17 protein-coding genes are annotated in these 16,354 nt (G+C 32.2%); 7 read left to right on the top strand and 10 right to left on the bottom strand.

From position 1 onward, the window contains the following. The first annotated feature begins 194 nt into the window (after positions 1-194). The 6 genes from RHP49_07515 (at position 195) to RHP49_07490 (ending at position 6,712) form a co-directional block, all read left to right on the top strand. Positions 195-842, top strand: a complete 648-nt coding sequence (locus RHP49_07515; protein WNH14093.1) for a thymidine kinase — start codon at positions 195-197, stop codon at positions 840-842. Then, positions 835-1,941 (top strand): alanine racemase, encoded by a 1,107-nt coding sequence (alr, locus tag RHP49_07510; GenBank protein WNH14092.1) that lies wholly within the window; start codon positions 835-837, stop codon positions 1,939-1,941. Before RHP49_07515 ends, alr begins: the two co-directional genes overlap by 8 nt. A gap of 71 nt (positions 1,942-2,012) precedes the next feature. After that, positions 2,013-2,414 carry a large conductance mechanosensitive channel protein MscL gene (gene mscL / locus RHP49_07505; GenBank protein WNH14091.1) on the top strand — a complete coding sequence of 134 codons (402 nt, stop codon included), beginning with the start codon at positions 2,013-2,015 and terminating at the stop codon, positions 2,412-2,414. 143 nt (positions 2,415-2,557) lie between these two features. Then, on the top strand, positions 2,558-3,547 hold the full coding sequence (locus tag RHP49_07500; protein WNH14090.1) for an aspartate-semialdehyde dehydrogenase: 990 nt from the start codon (positions 2,558-2,560) through the stop codon (positions 3,545-3,547). Between the two features lie 137 nt (positions 3,548-3,684). Then, positions 3,685-5,739: a prolyl oligopeptidase family serine peptidase gene (locus tag RHP49_07495; protein WNH14089.1), complete on the top strand. Its 2,055-nt coding sequence runs from the start codon at positions 3,685-3,687 to the stop codon at positions 5,737-5,739. A gap of 52 nt (positions 5,740-5,791) precedes the next feature. Continuing rightward, a complete protein-coding gene (locus tag RHP49_07490) occupies positions 5,792-6,712 on the top strand; it encodes an ABC transporter ATP-binding protein (GenBank protein ID WNH14088.1) in 921 nt (306 codons plus the stop codon). On the opposite strand, the gene RHP49_07485 is transcribed toward RHP49_07490, so the two are convergent. The 8 genes from RHP49_07485 to pdxA form a co-directional block, all read right to left on the bottom strand. Further along, positions 6,707-7,156: a 3-oxoacyl-ACP synthase gene (locus RHP49_07485; GenBank protein WNH14087.1), complete on the bottom strand. Its 450-nt coding sequence runs from the start codon at positions 7,154-7,156 to the stop codon at positions 6,707-6,709. The two genes, RHP49_07490 and RHP49_07485, sit on opposite strands and share 6 nt — an antisense overlap. Positions 7,157-7,179: 23 nt before the next feature. Further along, entirely contained in the window at positions 7,180-8,313 is a 1,134-nt protein-coding gene (locus RHP49_07480; GenBank protein WNH14086.1) for an FAD-dependent oxidoreductase, read from the bottom strand. A 222-nt stretch (positions 8,314-8,535) separates the two neighbouring features. Further along, the gene (gene accC / locus RHP49_07475) at positions 8,536-9,891 is read right to left on the bottom strand and encodes an acetyl-CoA carboxylase biotin carboxylase subunit (GenBank protein WNH14085.1); all 1,356 of its coding nucleotides are present in this window, start codon (positions 9,889-9,891) and stop codon (positions 8,536-8,538) included. Between the two features lie 86 nt (positions 9,892-9,977). Next, on the bottom strand, positions 9,978-10,466 hold the full coding sequence (gene accB / locus RHP49_07470) for an acetyl-CoA carboxylase biotin carboxyl carrier protein (protein WNH14084.1): 489 nt from the start codon (positions 10,464-10,466) through the stop codon (positions 9,978-9,980). 29 nt (positions 10,467-10,495) lie between these two features. Continuing rightward, a complete protein-coding gene (locus RHP49_07465) occupies positions 10,496-11,497 on the bottom strand; it encodes a beta-ketoacyl-ACP synthase III (protein WNH14083.1) in 1,002 nt (333 codons plus the stop codon). Positions 11,498-11,677: 180 nt separating this feature from the next. Next, positions 11,678-11,881 (bottom strand): 50S ribosomal protein L32, encoded by a 204-nt coding sequence (rpmF, locus tag RHP49_07460; protein ID WNH14082.1) that lies wholly within the window; start codon positions 11,879-11,881, stop codon positions 11,678-11,680. A 9-nt stretch (positions 11,882-11,890) separates the two neighbouring features. After that, on the bottom strand, positions 11,891-12,430 hold the full coding sequence (locus RHP49_07455; GenBank protein ID WNH14081.1) for a DUF177 domain-containing protein: 540 nt from the start codon (positions 12,428-12,430) through the stop codon (positions 11,891-11,893). A 146-nt stretch (positions 12,431-12,576) separates the two neighbouring features. Continuing rightward, complete coding sequence (pdxA, locus tag RHP49_07450; GenBank protein WNH14080.1) at positions 12,577-13,641, bottom strand: 4-hydroxythreonine-4-phosphate dehydrogenase PdxA; 1,065 nt, start codon at positions 13,639-13,641, stop codon at positions 12,577-12,579. 65 nt (positions 13,642-13,706) lie between these two features. Here pdxA and RHP49_07445 point away from each other — a divergent pair, with 65 nt between their 5' ends. Further along, positions 13,707-14,303, top strand: a complete 597-nt coding sequence (locus tag RHP49_07445) for a riboflavin synthase (GenBank protein WNH14079.1) — start codon at positions 13,707-13,709, stop codon at positions 14,301-14,303. Here the strand turns inward: RHP49_07445 and RHP49_07440 are convergent. Then, the gene (locus RHP49_07440; protein ID WNH14078.1) at positions 14,300-14,509 is read right to left on the bottom strand and encodes a hypothetical protein; all 210 of its coding nucleotides are present in this window, start codon (positions 14,507-14,509) and stop codon (positions 14,300-14,302) included. The two genes, RHP49_07445 and RHP49_07440, sit on opposite strands and share 4 nt — an antisense overlap. A 485-nt stretch (positions 14,510-14,994) precedes the next feature. Further along, a complete protein-coding gene (locus RHP49_07435) occupies positions 14,995-16,353 on the bottom strand; it encodes an NAD-dependent succinate-semialdehyde dehydrogenase (protein WNH14077.1) in 1,359 nt (452 codons plus the stop codon). Position 16,354 lies beyond the last annotated feature (1 nt).

Below are 16,354 nucleotides of genomic sequence, written 5' to 3'. Positions count from 1 at the left end.
TTATAATTATTATTTATTAATTGTCACATGTAACATCCATATAGTAATTCTTATGTGTGACTAAAATTTTAGTCATGGATATTTCATTATTTATAAATTTAAAATTTATGCAAATTAGACTTTTGATTTTTAATAAATTTGCGCCACCTTTATACAAATGAATAATTGCTTTGTTTTAGTGCTAAAATTACAAAATGTTTCTTGAAAATACCGTAAATCATAAAGAACAATTTGGATGGATTGAAGTAATCTGTGGCTCCATGTTCTCTGGAAAAACCGAAGAATTAATCCGTAGGCTTAAACGCGCCCAATTTGCAAGACAAAAAGTTGAAATTTTTAAGCCTACTATTGATGTACGCTATAATGAAGACATGGTAGTTTCTCATGATGCCAACGAAATTAGATCGACTCCAGTTCCTGCAGCTGCCAATATTCCTATTTTAGCAGATGGTTGTGATGTTGTAGGTATTGATGAAGCACAATTTTTTGACGACGAGATTGTTCGTGTTTGCAATGATTTAGCCAATAAAGGCATTCGTGTCATTGTTGCTGGATTGGACATGGATTTTAAAGGCAATCCGTTTGGCCCAATGCCTAACCTTATGGCTACTGCAGAATATGTTACTAAAGTACATGCTGTTTGTACTCGTACTGGAAACTTAGCCCAATACAGTTACCGAAAATCTAAAAGTGAAAACCTAGTGCTTTTAGGAGAAGTTGATGAATATGAACCTTTAAGTAGAGCTGCTTATTATAAAGCAACTATGCGAGATAAAGTGCGTAATATGAAAGTGAATGATGCTGAAGAAATACATTCTAAAAATAAAGACAAGAATGAGTAAAGCACAAGAAACTGTGCTTGAAATTGACTTAAAAGCACTGGAACATAATTTTGAATACCTCAAATCTAAACTACAAAAAGATACTAAATTTTTAGCAGTGGTTAAAGCTTTTGCTTATGGTAGTGATGCTAACGAAATAGCAAACTATTTACAAGATTTAGGTGTCGATTATTTTGCAGTTGCTTATATAAACGAAGGTGTAGCATTACGTAATGCCGGTATAACAAAACCTATTTTAGTACTACATCCACTAGCTGTAAATTTTAAAACATTAATTGAGTATTGTTTGGAACCTAGTATATATAATGCTAAAATTTTACAAGAATTTATTAGTGTTGCTTCTCATGAAAAACAGGTTGAATATCCTATTCATATCAAGTTTAATACGGGATTAAACCGATTAGGATTTTGGCATAATGATATAGATTTTATACAAAATACACTAAGCCAAACCAAAACTATAAAAGTTGAATCTATATTTTCACATTTGGCAGCCAGCGAAGATTTAAATGAAAAAGCATTCACTTTAAATCAAATTAAAACGTTTAAAATTATTACCGAAAAGCTTACAAAAGCCATTGGTTATAAACCTCTGCTTCATATTTGTAATACATCTGGAATTTTAAACTATCCAGAGGCACATTTAAATATGGTAAGAAGTGGTATTGGATTATATGGTTTTGGAAATTCTGAAAAAGAAAATAAAAATCTAAAACCCATAGCATCTTTAAAAACCATTATTTCTCAAATTCATACCATTGAAAAAGGAGAATCTGTTGGTTATAATAGAGCATATATAGGGGATTCAATTCAAAAAACGGCAACCCTTCCTATTGGTCATGCCGACGGTATTGGTAGAATTTATGGGAATGAAAAAGGATTTGTTACCATAAATGGACAACAAGCTCCTATAATAGGAAATGTTTGTATGGACATGATAATGGTTAATATTACAAACATTGATTGCGAAGAAGGTGATGAAGTCATTATTTTTGATGCAAACTCAACGGCAGAAACTTTAGCAGAAACAGCAAACACCATTTCTTACGAGCTAATTACCTCAATTTCTCAGCGTGTAAAACGTATTTTTTTACAATAAGTATTTTAACAAATGTTAATTCTTTAACTTTTTCACTATTTTAGTAGCTCACTAACTAGAAATTTAAAATTATGCTTAAAGAGTTCAAAGAATTTGCAATGAAAGGCAATCTTATAGACATTGCAGTGGGTTTTGTAATGGGTGCTGCCTTTAAAGAAGTAGTAACTTCCTTTACAGGAGGTATTGTATCTCCGCTAATTGGGTTAATATTTAATGCTGATTTCAAAGATTTAAAATTTGTAATTAAAGAAGGCATCGCTAATGCAGAAGGCGTATTAGAAGGTGAAGTTTCCGTAATGTGGGGAGCTTTCCTTACTAATGTTATCGATTTTATCATTGTAGCTTTTGTTATGTTTATAATTGTAAAAGGTGTTAATAAAATGAAGAAAAAAGAAGAACCAGCACCAGCTACTCCTGCAGGACCATCTCAAGAAGACTTGCTTGTAGAAATAAGAGACTTACTTAAAAAATAACAACTTGTTAAATAAATAACATTGTGTTATTTGTTGTTAAAAAGCCTTTGTTTTGAAAAAACAGAGGCTTTTTTTTCATCCTAAAAAAGAATTAATGGTTAGTTTTGCTTACTCAATTTTATTAAATATTAAAATTATAAAAAATGAAAGTAGCAGTTGTAGGAGCAACAGGAATGGTTGGCGAAGTCATGCTAAAAGTATTAGAAGAACGTAACTTTCCTGTTACAGAATTATTGTTAGTCGCTTCAGAGCGATCTGTTGGAAAAAAATTAACATATAAAAATGAAGAATATACCGTAATTGGTTTAGCTGATGCTGTGGCTGCAAAACCACAAATTGCTATATTTTCTGCAGGTGGAGATACTTCTTTAGAGTGGGCTCCTAAATTTGCTGAAGTTGGTACTACAGTAGTTGATAATTCTTCTGCATGGAGAATGGATCCTACTAAAAAATTAGTAGTCCCAGAAATTAATGCGAATGAATTAACTAAAGAGGATAAGATTATTGCAAATCCTAACTGTTCAACTATACAAATGGTTTTGGCTTTATCGCAACTTCATAAAAAATACAAAATGAAACGTATTGTTGTTTCTACTTACCAATCGGTTTCTGGTACAGGTGTTAAAGCGGTTAAGCAGTTGGAAAACGAAATTGCAGGAATAGAAGGTGAAATGGCATATCCTTATCCAATTGGTAGAAATGCATTACCACATTGCGATGTGTTTTTAGAAAACGGTTACACTAAAGAAGAAATGAAATTGGCTAGAGAGCCACAAAAAATATTTAACGACAAAACATTTTCTGTTACTGCTACTGCTGTTCGTATTCCTACAGCTGGCGGACACTCAGAATCTGTAAATGTTCAATTTGAAAATGATTTTGATTTAGCTGAGGTTAGACAAATTATTAGTGATACTCCAGGTGTTATTTTACAAGATAATACCGCTACAAACACCTATCCAATGCCAATTTTTGCACATGATAAAGATGAGGTTTTTGTGGGGCGTTTACGTAGAGATGAAACACAACCTAATACATTAAACATGTGGATTGTTGCAGATAACTTACGTAAAGGTGCTGCTACTAATACCATTCAAATTGCCGAATATTTAATTGAAAATAATTTAGTGTAAAACATTAATACTTTATCAACTAAATTAAACGCTTAAGCTTCTGTATTTTTTACAGGAGCTTTTTTTGTCTATTTTTGAAAAAACACATCTTTTACATTTTGCCCTTATATTATTAATAGCCTAAAATATTTTTCCTTTTGAATTATCCCAAAACCAAAACTGTAAACATTATTGACACTTACTTTAATCATAAAGTAAAAGATCCTTTTAGATGGTTAGAAGATGACAGAAGTGATGAAACCATCGCTTGGGTAAAAACACAAAACACAGCTACTTTTAACTATTTAGATACTATTCCTTACAGAAATAAACTAAAAGAGCGTTTATCTAGCTTATGGAAATACGAAAGAATTGGTGCGCCATTTATAGAGGGTAATTATACCTATTTTTCAAAAAATAATGGCTTACAAAATCAAAATATTATTTATAGAAAAGAAAAGAATGGTAAAGAAAGCATTTTTTTAGATCCCAATACGTTTTCAAAAGATGGCACTATCTCTTTAGATGTTTTAAGTTTTTCAAAAGATGGAAGCGTATTGGCTTACTCCATTTCTGAAGGTGGTAGTGACTGGAGAAAAATTATCATTATAAATACTAATACAAAAGAGAAGGTTGAAGATGCCTTAATCAATGTAAAGTTTAGTGCTATTTCATGGTATAAAAATGAAGGCTTTTATTATTCAAGTTATGATAAACCTAAGGGAAGTGAGTTATCTGCTAAAACAGATCAGCACAAAATATATTATCATAAACTAGGAACACCTCAAAAAGAAGATACTTTAATTTTTGGTGGAATTCCAGAAGAAAAACACCGCTATATTTATGCAACTGTTACTGAAGATAATAAATATTTAGTTTTAACACCTCGAACTTCTACATCGGGCAACAAACTATATATTAAAGACTTATCGGTTCCTAATAGCAAGCTCATTACCATATTAGATCACACAAATACTGACACTTATATTATAGACAATAAAGACAATAAATTATATCTTGTTACAAACCTTAATGCTCCTAATAATAAAATAGTTACAGTTGATGTCTCACATCCAACACCTGAAAATTGGGAAGACCTTATTCCTGAAGCAGAACATGTTTTAAACGCAGCAACAAAAGGCAGCGGATTTTTATTTACAAACTACATGGTTGATGCCATTTCCAAAATAAAGCAATATGATTATAACGGTACTTTAATTAACAATATTGAATTACATAACTTAGGTACTGCTACTGGATTTTCGGGTAAAAAAGACGCAAAAACTGTATATTATGCCTTTACCAATTACAATACACCATCAAGTATTTACGCCTTAAACCCTAAAACAGGAAAAACTACTTTACATTGGAAACCTGAAATAGATTTTAGTTATAATGAATATGAAAGTCATCAAGTTTTTTTCAAGTCTAAAGATGGCACAAAAATCCCGATGATACTAACCCATAAAAAAGGGATAGTATTAGATGGAAAAAACCCAACAATACTTTATGGATATGGCGGATTCAATATTAGTCTAACACCAACTTTTAGTATCACCAATACCGTTTGGATGGAACAAGGCGGTGTTTTGGCTGTTCCAAACTTACGTGGTGGTGGCGAATATGGCAAAGTATGGCATGAAGCAGGTATACAAATGAAAAAACAAAACGTGTTTGATGATTTTATCGCTGCAGCAGAATACTTAATAGATAAAAAATATACATCGTCTAAATATTTAGCATTAAGAGGCGGTTCTAACGGAGGACTATTAGTTGGTGCAGTTATGACACAACGCCCCGGATTAGCTAAAGTAGTACTGCCTGCTGTAGGCGTTTTAGATATGCTACGCTATCATACTTTTACCGCTGGTGCAGGGTGGGCTTATGATTATGGAACTGCTGAGCAAAGTAAAGACATGTTTAAATATCTTAAAGGCTATTCGCCTTTACATAATATAAAAGAAGGTATTGAATACCCTGCTACCTTAATTACAACAGGTGATCATGACGATCGGGTTGTGCCTGCTCACAGTTTTAAATTTGCTGCCGAATTACAAAGTAAACAAACCGGAAAAAACCCAGTTTTAATTCGTATTGAAACCGATGCTGGTCATGGTGCAGGAACACCTGTTAGTAAAATTATAGATCAATATGCCGATATTTTTGGATTTACACTTTACAATATGGGATTTCAAGAATTGCCGAATAAATAAAGAATCCATATAATAATTTCTTTTATGTTATTTTTGCTTTTAGAATATTCTTATGCTGCAAGTAAACAATCTATCCTTTAGTTATAAAAACCAATCTGTTTTAAGTAACATTAATTTTTCTGTTGAAGCAGGAGAGCACTTTTCTATTATAGGAGAAAGTGGTTCAGGAAAAAGTACACTTTTAAAACTACTTTATGGTACTTACGATTTAAACGAAGGTGACATTTTCTGGAAAGAACATGAAATTTTAGGACCTAAACACAATTTAATTGTTGGTCCTGAATACATGAAATATGTAGCACAAGAGTTCGATTTAATGCCGTTCATATCCGTTTCAGAAAATATTGGCGCCTTTCTTTCTAACTTTTATCCTGAAGAAAAACAAGCGCGTATTAACGAGCTTCTAGAAGTTGTTGAACTTAATGAGGTAGCAAATACTAAAGTTAAATATTTAAGTGGCGGACAAAAACAACGTGTTGCCATTGCCAGAGCCATTGCCAAACAACCAGAAGTTCTTTTACTCGATGAACCTTTTAGTCATATTGATAATTTTAAAAAACAATCCTTACGCAGAAGCTTATTTAAATTTTTAAAAGAAAAAAACATTACTTGTATTGTTGCTACGCATGACAAAGATGATGTATTATCGTTTTCAGACCAGATGATTGTTTTACATGATGCTAAAATTATTGCAAAAAACACACCTCAAAGCTTATACAACAACCCAAAAGATAAATTAATTGCTTCCTTTTTTGAAGAGTTTAATGAGATTAATGGCCATATTGTTTACGCACATCAAGTAAATATCACAGATAAATCAAACTTAAAAGCAACCGTTAAACAATCTTATTACAAAGGCAATTATTATTTAATTAAAGCTGAAATAGGCGATGACATTGTGTTTTTTGAGTATCCTGAAAATCTTAAAAATGGATTAGAAGTTTGTCTTTCTATTGAAAAAAATAAACTATAAAACAGATTCAACTTTAAATTGTTTGTCTCTAAATTTTACAACATCTCCAATCGTTTTACCTAATAGTAATTGCCCAATTGGTGTGTTAGACGAAATAGCATAAAAAGAATCTTCCTGAACTTTTAATACGCCTGCGCTTATGGCTATAAAATAATTAGCTTTTGAAGTATAAACAACACTTCCTAAACCAATGCTTTTAGAAGTTTTAGAAACATCAACTTTAGAAAGTATTTCTTTTATTTTTTGAATTTCGGCAAGTTGATTGCCTGCCTTTTCACGTTCTAATTGTAACATGGCTCGACCAGTTTCATGTTTATCGCCTGCGCTACTTTTCGTTTCTGATGTAAGTGATTCTTGAATTTCGCTTATCGCTTTTTTAATAGTTTGAAAACGATTTTCTATAAATTGAATACATTGGTTATATAACTCCTGTTTTACGTTCATGTTTAAATTTAAAAGATTCCTGCCTATGCAGGAATTAGTTCTGCTAATTCTTTTCCTATTAAACTCCCAATAGCTACGCCCATACCTCCAAGCCGTACACCACAAAATACATAATTAGACACTTGCTTTACAATGGCCTTTTTTTGTCCTGAAAGCTCTCGCGAGCCAATTCCCATAATACCACTCCACCTGTAATCTATTTCAAAAGAAGTTTCTGGTAAAATCGTTTTTTTTAAAAGTGCTTCTAACTTGTTTTGAATTAATTCGGTTTGATTTAACTCGGTTGTTTCTTCGCCTTTAAAATCTAAATTTCTACCACCACCTAAAAGAATTCTATCATCTATATTTCTAAAGTAATAATACCCTTTATCTAAGTGAAATGTGCCTTTTATATGTAAATTTTTAATAGGCTTGGTAATAAGAACCTGAGCACGTGCTGGTTTTACGTTTTCTTTTAAAAGTTGTGACGCAAATCCGTTAGTTGCTATAAATAGTTTTGAGCTTGAAAACTCAAATAGATTGGTTTTTATTTTTACAGAACCTGTAACTTCTGAAAAACTTTCTACTGTAATATTATTTAAAATTTTAACACCTTTTGCTTGTGTTTTTTGGAGCAATGCTTCCATCATTTTTCCAGTATCTAATTGACCTTCAAACGGATTAAAAATATACTGTGCTTTTATGTTTTTAAAATGAAAACTATTGTCTTTTAAACTAAAAACAGCAATATTAAAAATAGGCTTTAGCATTTTATTTATGCTTTCTAATTGAGACAAACAGGTTTCAAAAAGAGTATTATCTCCATTAATAAACAATTCATAACCACCATTATTTTCATAATTAATGATTTTGTCTCCTAAAGTCTCTCTTAATAAGTTTAAGCCATTTACGCGTTTTTCTAGGAGTTGAATTACTTCTTCTTTAGAATGTGATTTTAAGTCATCTAGTATTTCGCTTAGGCTTCCAAAACATGCAAATCCTGCATTTTTTGTACTTGCTCCTTGTGGTAATATCCCTTTTTCTAATATTAAAATTTTAGCTTTTGGAAAACGTATTTTAAGTTGTAAAGCACAATTAAGACCTACAATACCACTGCCAACTATAGTATAGTCTATATTTGTTAGCCATGATTTTATTTCCCAATAAGACAAATTCATGAAGCTAAGTTAGAATTTTAAATTGAAGTTTTGGGTTGCGTTAGGGATAGAAACGGCATCCTTTTGTTTTCTTTTAGAATAAAACGAACTTAAAAAACAAGTTTTTGACTTTTTATAGATTCCTGCCTTCTCAGGAATGACAAAACAAAAGATATAGTGGATAGCCCGACCCTTGGGTAACGCCAAAAAAAACTCCGAAATTGCTTTCGGAGTCTTGATTATTTATTCTTCAATGATTTCTTTTTCTATCACAAAATCTTCCATAAACTTAGTAGTATAATTACCTGCTAAATAATCTGGATGATCCATAAGTTGTCTATGAAACGGAATAGTTGTTTTTATGCCTTCTATTACAAACTCGTCCAAAGCACGTTTCATTTTATTAATGGCCTCTTCTCTTGTTTGCGCTGTTGTAATTAACTTAGCAATCATAGAGTCATAATTTGGCGGAATAGAATAACCTGCATAAACATGCGTATCTAAACGTACACCATGACCTCCTGGTGCGTGTAATGTAGTAATACGTCCTGGTGAAGGTCTAAACCCATTAAAAGGATCTTCGGCATTAATACGACATTCTATAGAGTGTAATTTTGGAAAATAATTTTTACCAGAAATTGGCACACCTGCTGCGACTAGAATTTGCTCACGAATTAAATCGAAATCTATCACTTGCTCTGTAATTGGGTGCTCTACTTGAATACGAGTATTCATTTCCATAAAGTAGAAATTACGATGCTTATCTACTAAAAATTCTATAGTACCTGCACCTTCGTATTTAATATATTCAGCAGCTTTTACTGCAGCTTCTCCCATTTTTTCTCTAAGTTCATCGGTCATAAAAGGAGAAGGCACTTCTTCTGTTAACTTTTGATGACGACGTTGAATAGAACAATCTCTTTCTGATAAATGACAAGCTTTTCCAGTAGAATCACCAACAATTTGAATTTCGATATGTCTTGGCTCTTCAATAAGCTTTTCCATATACATATCGTCATTTCCAAAGGCAGCTTTACTTTCTTGTCTTGCAGAATCCCAAGCTTCTTTTAAATTTTCTGGTTTAAAAACACCACGCATACCTTTTCCTCCACCTCCAGCAGAAGCCTTAAGCATTACAGGATATCCTGTTTCCTTGGCTAATTTTTCACATTCAGAAAAGTCTTTTATAACTCCTTCACTACCTGGTACACAAGGTACACCTGCAGCTTTCATGGTTTCTTTGGCGTTTGCTTTATCGCCCATTCTATCTATCATCTCTGGCGATGCACCTATGAATTTAATTCCGTGCTCTTCACAAATTTTTGAAAATTTAGCATTTTCTGATAAAAATCCGTATCCAGGATGAATGGCATCTGCATTAGTAATTTCGGCAGCAGCAATAATATTAGACATTTTTAAATAAGACTCACTACTTGCAGCAGGTCCTATACAAACAGCTTCATCAGCAAACTTTACATGTAAACTTTCTGCATCTGCCGTAGAATATACAGCAACTGTTTTAATGCCCATTTCTTTACAGGTTCTAATAACACGAAGTGCTATTTCTCCTCTATTGGCTATTAATATTTTTTTAAACATAACTTCTTGAATTAAAAATTACAAATTCCAATCGCCAAATTCCAAATATTGGATTTAGGGATTTGTATATTGGAATTTTTAATAGGTTATGATGGATCTACTAAAAATAATGGTTGATCGAATTCTACAGGAGATGAATCGTCAACTAATATTTTAACTATTTTCCCTGAAACTTCTGATTCAATTTCATTGAAAAGTTTCATAGCTTCTATAATACAAAGTACATCGCCTTCGGCAATAGTTTGTCCTACCTCAACAAATAAAGGTTTATCTGGTGATGGTTTTCTATAGAAAGTACCAATAATTGGTGATTTTATAGTAATATATTTTGAATCTTCACTAGCAACAGCTACTGGTTCACTAGCTGAAGGTGCTTGTTCTGTTGCAGCAGGTTGCACAGGAACTTGGTGTGCTAGTTGAGGCATTTGAGCAGCAGGAACTTGGTGTACAATAGTTGTATCTGACTCTGATCCTGTTTTTATGGTGATTTTGATATCATCCATCTCTAATTTAACTTCACTTGCGCCAGACTTGGCAACAAATTTAATTAAGTTTTGAATCTCTTTAATATCCATGATTTTGCTAATTAATTACTTTGGTTTGGTTAGTTTTTAGAATTATATGCCCATTTTAAATAAATAGACCCCCAATTAAATCCGCCTCCAAAGGCTGCGAATATTATATTATCTCCTTTTTTAAGTTGCGATTCGTAATCGTTAATCAGTAATGGTAAAGTAGCAGAAGTTGTATTTCCGTACTTTTCTATATTCATCATTACTTTTTCGTCATCTAATTCTATGCGTTGGGCAGTAGCATCAATAATACGCTTATTTGCTTGATGTGCTGCAAGCCAATCTACACTATCTTTTGTTAAATTATTACGTTCTAATATTTTAACTGCAGCATCGGCCATATTAAACACCGCATTTTTAAATACTGTTCTACCTTCTTGAAAAGCATATTGCCCGCCTTCTTCTAATATTTCTGCAGTTAACTTGTGTGAAGACCCTCCGTAAGTAGCTTGTAAAAACTCTCTACCAGTTCCATCACTTCTTAGGTATTCGTCTTGTAAACCTAAACCTTCGTCATTGCCTTCAAATAAAACAGCACCTGCTCCATCTCCAAAGATAATACAAGTAGCTCGATCTTTATAATTAATTATTGATGACATTTTATCGGCACCAATTAATAAGACATTTTTATAACGACCAGATTCTATATAACTAGCAGCTACTGACATCCCAAACAAAAAGCTTGAACATGCTGCATCCATATCAAAAGAAAATGCATTAGTAGCACCAATCTCTGAAGCAGTATAAGCAGCAGTTGAAGCTGCTTTCATATCTGGAGTTGCTGTAGCAACAATAACAATCTCTATATCTTTAGGGTCAATTCCTTTTTTATTAATAAGGTCTTGTGCTGCTTTAATAGCAAGGAAAGAAGTTCCTTTTCCTTCGTCTTTAAGAATTCGACGTTCTTTAATTCCTGTCCTAGAGGTAATCCATTCATCATTTGTATCAACCATCGTTTCAAGAATTTGGTTGGTTAATACGTATTCTGGCACATATGCACCTACAGCTGTAATCGCCGCTGAGATTTTACTCATAACTTTATAGTTAATTCTAACAAAAAATTACTAAAATTGGACAAAAACGTTCAAAATTTTGTGAAAACTACTAAATTTTACTTTAATAACACACAAATTATCTGTTTTTGTCTTTAGAAAAGTCATATCATAAAAAAAACGCTCATACAATGAGCGTTTTATAATATGCGTGCATATTATTTATGCTACGTTTTCTACTTCTTCAGAGTTATCAATTAATACTTGACCTCTATAATATAATTTTCCTTCATGCCAATGAGCTCTATGATATAAATGAGCCTCACCTGTTGTAGGGCATGTAGCAATCTGTGGCGCAGTTGCTTTATAATGTGTTCTTCTTTTATCTCTTCTTGTTTTCGAGATTTTTCTTTTAGGATGTGCCATTTTCTATATTTATTTATCCGTTAATAGTTTTTTTAATGTATTCCAGCGAGGATCAATATCCTCTTCTTTTTGTTTTTCTTCTTTAAGCCCAGGGCTTAATTGTTCTAATTTTTCAAGTATTTCTGAATTTAATGTGCCATCTTCAACTCCAGGGTGAACACGCTTAATTGGTACAGCTAGTACTATTAATTCATAAATATATTGCTGTATATTAATTTCATATGTCCCATGAGGGATAATAAGAATATCAATATTTTCATCATTATATTCATCACCAAAATTAACGACTAAATCAAATTCATTTTCAATGGTTTGATTATAGGGTTCGTTAGTTAGATCGCAATTAATATTAACAAATCCAGAAATTTTAAAATGTAATTCAAGTAAAGTTGTCTTTTTTTCTAAAACAAGATCTACTTTAACATCTACATTGTTAAAATCTTCATACTCAAAATATTCAAAGAACGTTTCACTAATTTCATACTCAAATTGATGCTTTCCTACCTTTAACCCTACAAATGGAATTGTAAACTCTTTTAATGGCTTCATTATCACATCTATTTTGAGCCTGCAAATATATAAATTTTTATTTACGTGACAGTACTTATAAACATTTTTTTGTTTATATCTTTAATCCTCGAAAAATTTTATTTTTTTAATGTAAAATGTTCTTTACACATTAAATATCTTGAAGGTTAATTAGGTCTTTGTTTGCGCTCTATTCTAGGTGCTTTTTTTAACTGATTTGAAGTAATCTCCTCATAATCACATCTATTTTTAAAAATTTGTATCGCTGTATAAAGTGCTTCTTTAAATGAATTCTCATCAGCTTCTCCTTTTCCAGCTATTTCATAAGCCGTTCCATGATCTGGAGATGTTCTTACTTTATTTAGACCTGCAGTATAATTTACACCTTGACCAAATGATAATGTCTTAAAAGGAATTAAACCTTGATCGTGATATGATGCAATAATAGCGTCAAAATTTTTGTAATTATTAGAACCAAAAAAGCTATCGGCGGCATAAGGACCGTAAACCAATTTCCCTGTATCTTTAATTTTTTTAAGTGTTGGTCTTAATACATCATCATCTTCTGTTCCAATAACACCGCTATCTCCTGTGTGTGGATTAATTCCTAAAACGGCTATTTTTGGTCTACCTATTTTAAAATCTTTTAAAAGTGAATTATAAACCGTATTTATTTTCTTTTCAATTAATTCTGATGTGATATGCTTTGATATGTCTTTTACTGGTACATGGTCTGTTAACAATCCTACTCTTAAAGTATCGGTAACCATAAACATTAAACTTTCCCCTTCTAATTCTTGTGCCAAATAATCGGTATGTCCAGGAAAATTAAATTCTTCCGATTGAATATTATGCTTATTAATTGGCGCAGTAACTAAAACATCTACATCGCCATTTTTTAAAGCTTTTGTTACTGATGCTAAAGATTTTATAGCAAACTCTCCAATCTTAGTATCTTCTTTTCCAAAATCAATATTTACAGGTTCTTTCCAACAGTTAAAAACATTCACCTTTCCAGAAGCAACTTGATTTATACTATTTATGCTATGAAAATTAATTGTTGACTTAAAATGTGTTTTTAAAAAACTCATAGATTTAATAGATGCAAAAATTACTGGTGTACAGAAATCTAGAATTCTTTCATCTTCAAATGTTTTTAAAACTATTTCTCCGCCAATACCATTTAAGTCACCTATTGATATTCCTACTATTATATTTTCTGCTTTATTCATTAAAAATGATAAGTTTTGTTCGTAATTTTGATGATACAAATTTAACTAAATAAACAGATAATAATATGTTTACTGGAATTATTGAAAATATTGGTGTCGTTTCAGGTTTAAAAAAAGAATTAGACAATCTTCATATCACCATTAAAAGCCCTATAACAAAAGAGTTAAAAGTAGATCAAAGCGTAGCACATAATGGTGTTTGTTTAACTGTTGTAAAAATAGTTGAGGATTTATACACCGTTACAGCTATTAAAGAAACATTAGACAAAACGAATCTAGGGACAATAGAGATTAACGACAAGGTAAACTTAGAGCGTGCTATGATGCTTGGAGATAGGCTTGACGGGCATATTGTACAAGGTCATGTAGATCAAACAGCTATATGTACTAACGTTGAAGAAGCAAATGGCAGTTGGGTGTTTACTTTTAGTTACGATTCTAGTTTAAATAATATAACTATTGAAAAAGGTTCCATAACCATAAATGGAACAAGTTTAACGGTTGTTAACTCAAAAAAAGATAGTTTTAATGTGGCTATTATACCCTATACTTATGAGTATACTAACTTTCACACCTTTATAAAAGGAACTGTTGTTAATTTAGAGTTTGATGTTTTGGGAAAATATGTGGCTAAACTTTTAGAGCTAAATAAGGAATCTTAATTATTATTAGCTTTTTGAAGTAATAATTTTCTAACCCCATAAAATAAAGCGAAAGCTATACCAATTAATACATACTCATCAATAGGTAGACCAGGTGGTGGTGTCCCAGGAGGTGGTGGTTCAACACTAGGCATTTGAGAAGCACATACAAAACTTATTAATACAAATAAGATTGAGGCAATTATTCTTTTATTTTGTATTGTCATTATAAAGACAAAAATATTAAAAAAAGCGAGTAATAAAAATAAACACGGCTAAATCCACCTAAAAACATCTATGAAACAACAAAAAAATCAGACGAAAAGCACATTTTTCTGTTTCAATTAACATTAGTTAAAAACTGTTTTATACCTTAAAAGTATGTGTATATAAAAAATAATCCCTCATTCTTTATTGACTAGACAAATATATTAAATATAAAAATGTAGAGAAGTTTATAAAAGCTTTTTTTATTCTAATAAAAGTTAAGTCTTTATAAAAACAAAAAAAGCCTTTCAAAAAAATGAAAGGCTTTACAATCTGTAAAAGTGGTCCCAATTGTACCACTTTTATCCAAAATTACACATTAACCTTTTTATTAAAAAACTTAGAGAAACACCTTTAACACCAAATATAATAAGAAGTTTAAGAGGTTTGCAATATTGTTTGTATTTGGATAATTTTGGACTATAACTACATTCTATGGCTTTATTTAATACTTAACATAGACTACTTTTCGATTTATAAATTCCATCATCCCATCTTTTCCCAATTCACGTCCATATCCAGAGTTTTTGGTCCCACCAAAAGGTAATCTGGGATCCGATCTAACCAATTCGTTAATGAAATACGCACCATCGCTAACTCTGTTTGCATATTTTAATGCCTTCTCTGTATTTTTTGTACACACCGTTACGCCAAGGCCATAGCTGGAATTTTCCGAGAGCTTAAATGCATGATCTATACTTTTGGCTTTAACCATAGCTGCTAATGGCCCAAAAGTTTCTTGATCGAATGCAGCCATACCAGGCACCACATCACCCAAAATGGTTGGTTCGTGATAACACCCGTTTTGATTGCCACCAAGTAAAAGTTGAGCACCTTGTACAACGGATTCTCTCACTTGTTTATTCAATTGATTGGCAAGATCAAGCCTAGCAAGTGGACCTATGGTGGTATTTTCGTTCAATGGATCTCCTCGTTTTAAGTCCTTGACAGCTTTAGTGAATTTCTGAACGAATTCTTTGTAGATACTTTCCATTAAAATAAAGCGCTTTGCTGCAATGCAACTTTGGCCGCAATTGAGCATACGGGCAGTAAGTGCTATTTGGACGCTTTTATCTATATCTGCATCTTCCCAAACGATAAAGGCATTGCTTCCGCCGAGCTCTAGCACGCTTTTCTTTATTTGTCGTCCAGCTATTTCCGCTACTGCAGAACCAGCTCTTTCACTCCCAGTTAGCGTTATTGCTTTTACTGCATCATTGGAAATAATTAGTTCAGTTTGATCATGATGAACAATCAGGTTCTGAAAAACATAGGAAGGATACCCTGCTTTGGTAAATACATCCTCAATTTGTTGGGCGCAGCCGAAAACGTTCGGGGCATGTTTCAACAAACCAGTATTACCGGCTGTCAGCGATGGAGCAGCATATCTAAAAACTTGCCAAAAAGGAAAATTCCAAGGCATAATTGCTAAAACCCCTCCAATAGGATCATGCCGCACAAAACTTTGTTCTGCTTCTGTGATTATAGATTGATCCTCAAGGAACACGGGAGCATTTTCGCCATAATAATCGCAAACCCAAGCGCATTTGTTCACTTCTGTCCTTGACTCCGAAATTGGTTTCCCCATCTCCAACGTAATCATTTGGGCATACGCTTCAACATTATCACGCAACACTTGTCCTGCCTTTTTAATGAGATTACAACGCTCCGCAAGAGGAACATTTCGCCAAGATTCAAAAGCGATTTGGCTTCTATTAAGCTTTTCAACCAATGCTTCTTGAGTAAGTGCTTTATATAATCCTACTTGCTTTCCGTTATAAGGGTTAATACTTTTAAATTCCATA

Source organism: Flavobacteriaceae bacterium HL-DH10, from assembly GCA_031826515.1.
In the GTDB taxonomy this organism is placed as follows: domain Bacteria; phylum Bacteroidota; class Bacteroidia; order Flavobacteriales; family Flavobacteriaceae; genus Thalassobellus; species Thalassobellus suaedae.
This window is presented reverse-complemented; position numbering and strand designations above follow the sequence as displayed.

Excerpts from the sequence above, each read along its gene's own strand:
- RHP49_07515 (WNH14093.1), top strand. The coding sequence starts at position 195 with ATGTTTCTTGAAAATACCGTAAATCATAAAGAACAATTTGGATGGATT.
- alr (WNH14092.1), top strand. The coding sequence starts at position 835 with ATGAGTAAAGCACAAGAAACTGTGCTTGAAATTGACTTAAAAGCACTG.
- mscL (WNH14091.1), top strand. The coding sequence starts at position 2,013 with ATGCTTAAAGAGTTCAAAGAATTTGCAATGAAAGGCAATCTTATAGAC.
- RHP49_07500 (WNH14090.1), top strand. The coding sequence starts at position 2,558 with ATGAAAGTAGCAGTTGTAGGAGCAACAGGAATGGTTGGCGAAGTCATG.
- RHP49_07490 (WNH14088.1), top strand. The coding sequence starts at position 5,792 with ATGCTGCAAGTAAACAATCTATCCTTTAGTTATAAAAACCAATCTGTT.
- RHP49_07485 (WNH14087.1), bottom strand. The coding sequence starts at position 7,156 with ATGAACGTAAAACAGGAGTTATATAACCAATGTATTCAATTTATAGAA.
- RHP49_07480 (WNH14086.1), bottom strand. The coding sequence starts at position 8,313 with ATGAATTTGTCTTATTGGGAAATAAAATCATGGCTAACAAATATAGAC.
- accC (WNH14085.1), bottom strand. The coding sequence starts at position 9,891 with ATGTTTAAAAAAATATTAATAGCCAATAGAGGAGAAATAGCACTTCGT.
- accB (WNH14084.1), bottom strand. The coding sequence starts at position 10,466 with ATGGATATTAAAGAGATTCAAAACTTAATTAAATTTGTTGCCAAGTCT.
- RHP49_07465 (WNH14083.1), bottom strand. The coding sequence starts at position 11,497 with ATGAGTAAAATCTCAGCGGCGATTACAGCTGTAGGTGCATATGTGCCA.
- rpmF (WNH14082.1), bottom strand. The coding sequence starts at position 11,881 with ATGGCACATCCTAAAAGAAAAATCTCGAAAACAAGAAGAGATAAAAGA.
- RHP49_07455 (WNH14081.1), bottom strand. The coding sequence starts at position 12,430 with ATGAAGCCATTAAAAGAGTTTACAATTCCATTTGTAGGGTTAAAGGTA.
- pdxA (WNH14080.1), bottom strand. The coding sequence starts at position 13,641 with ATGAATAAAGCAGAAAATATAATAGTAGGAATATCAATAGGTGACTTA.
- RHP49_07445 (WNH14079.1), top strand. The coding sequence starts at position 13,707 with ATGTTTACTGGAATTATTGAAAATATTGGTGTCGTTTCAGGTTTAAAA.
- RHP49_07440 (WNH14078.1), bottom strand. The coding sequence starts at position 14,509 with ATGACAATACAAAATAAAAGAATAATTGCCTCAATCTTATTTGTATTA.
- RHP49_07435 (WNH14077.1), bottom strand. The coding sequence starts at position 16,353 with ATGGAATTTAAAAGTATTAACCCTTATAACGGAAAGCAAGTAGGATTA.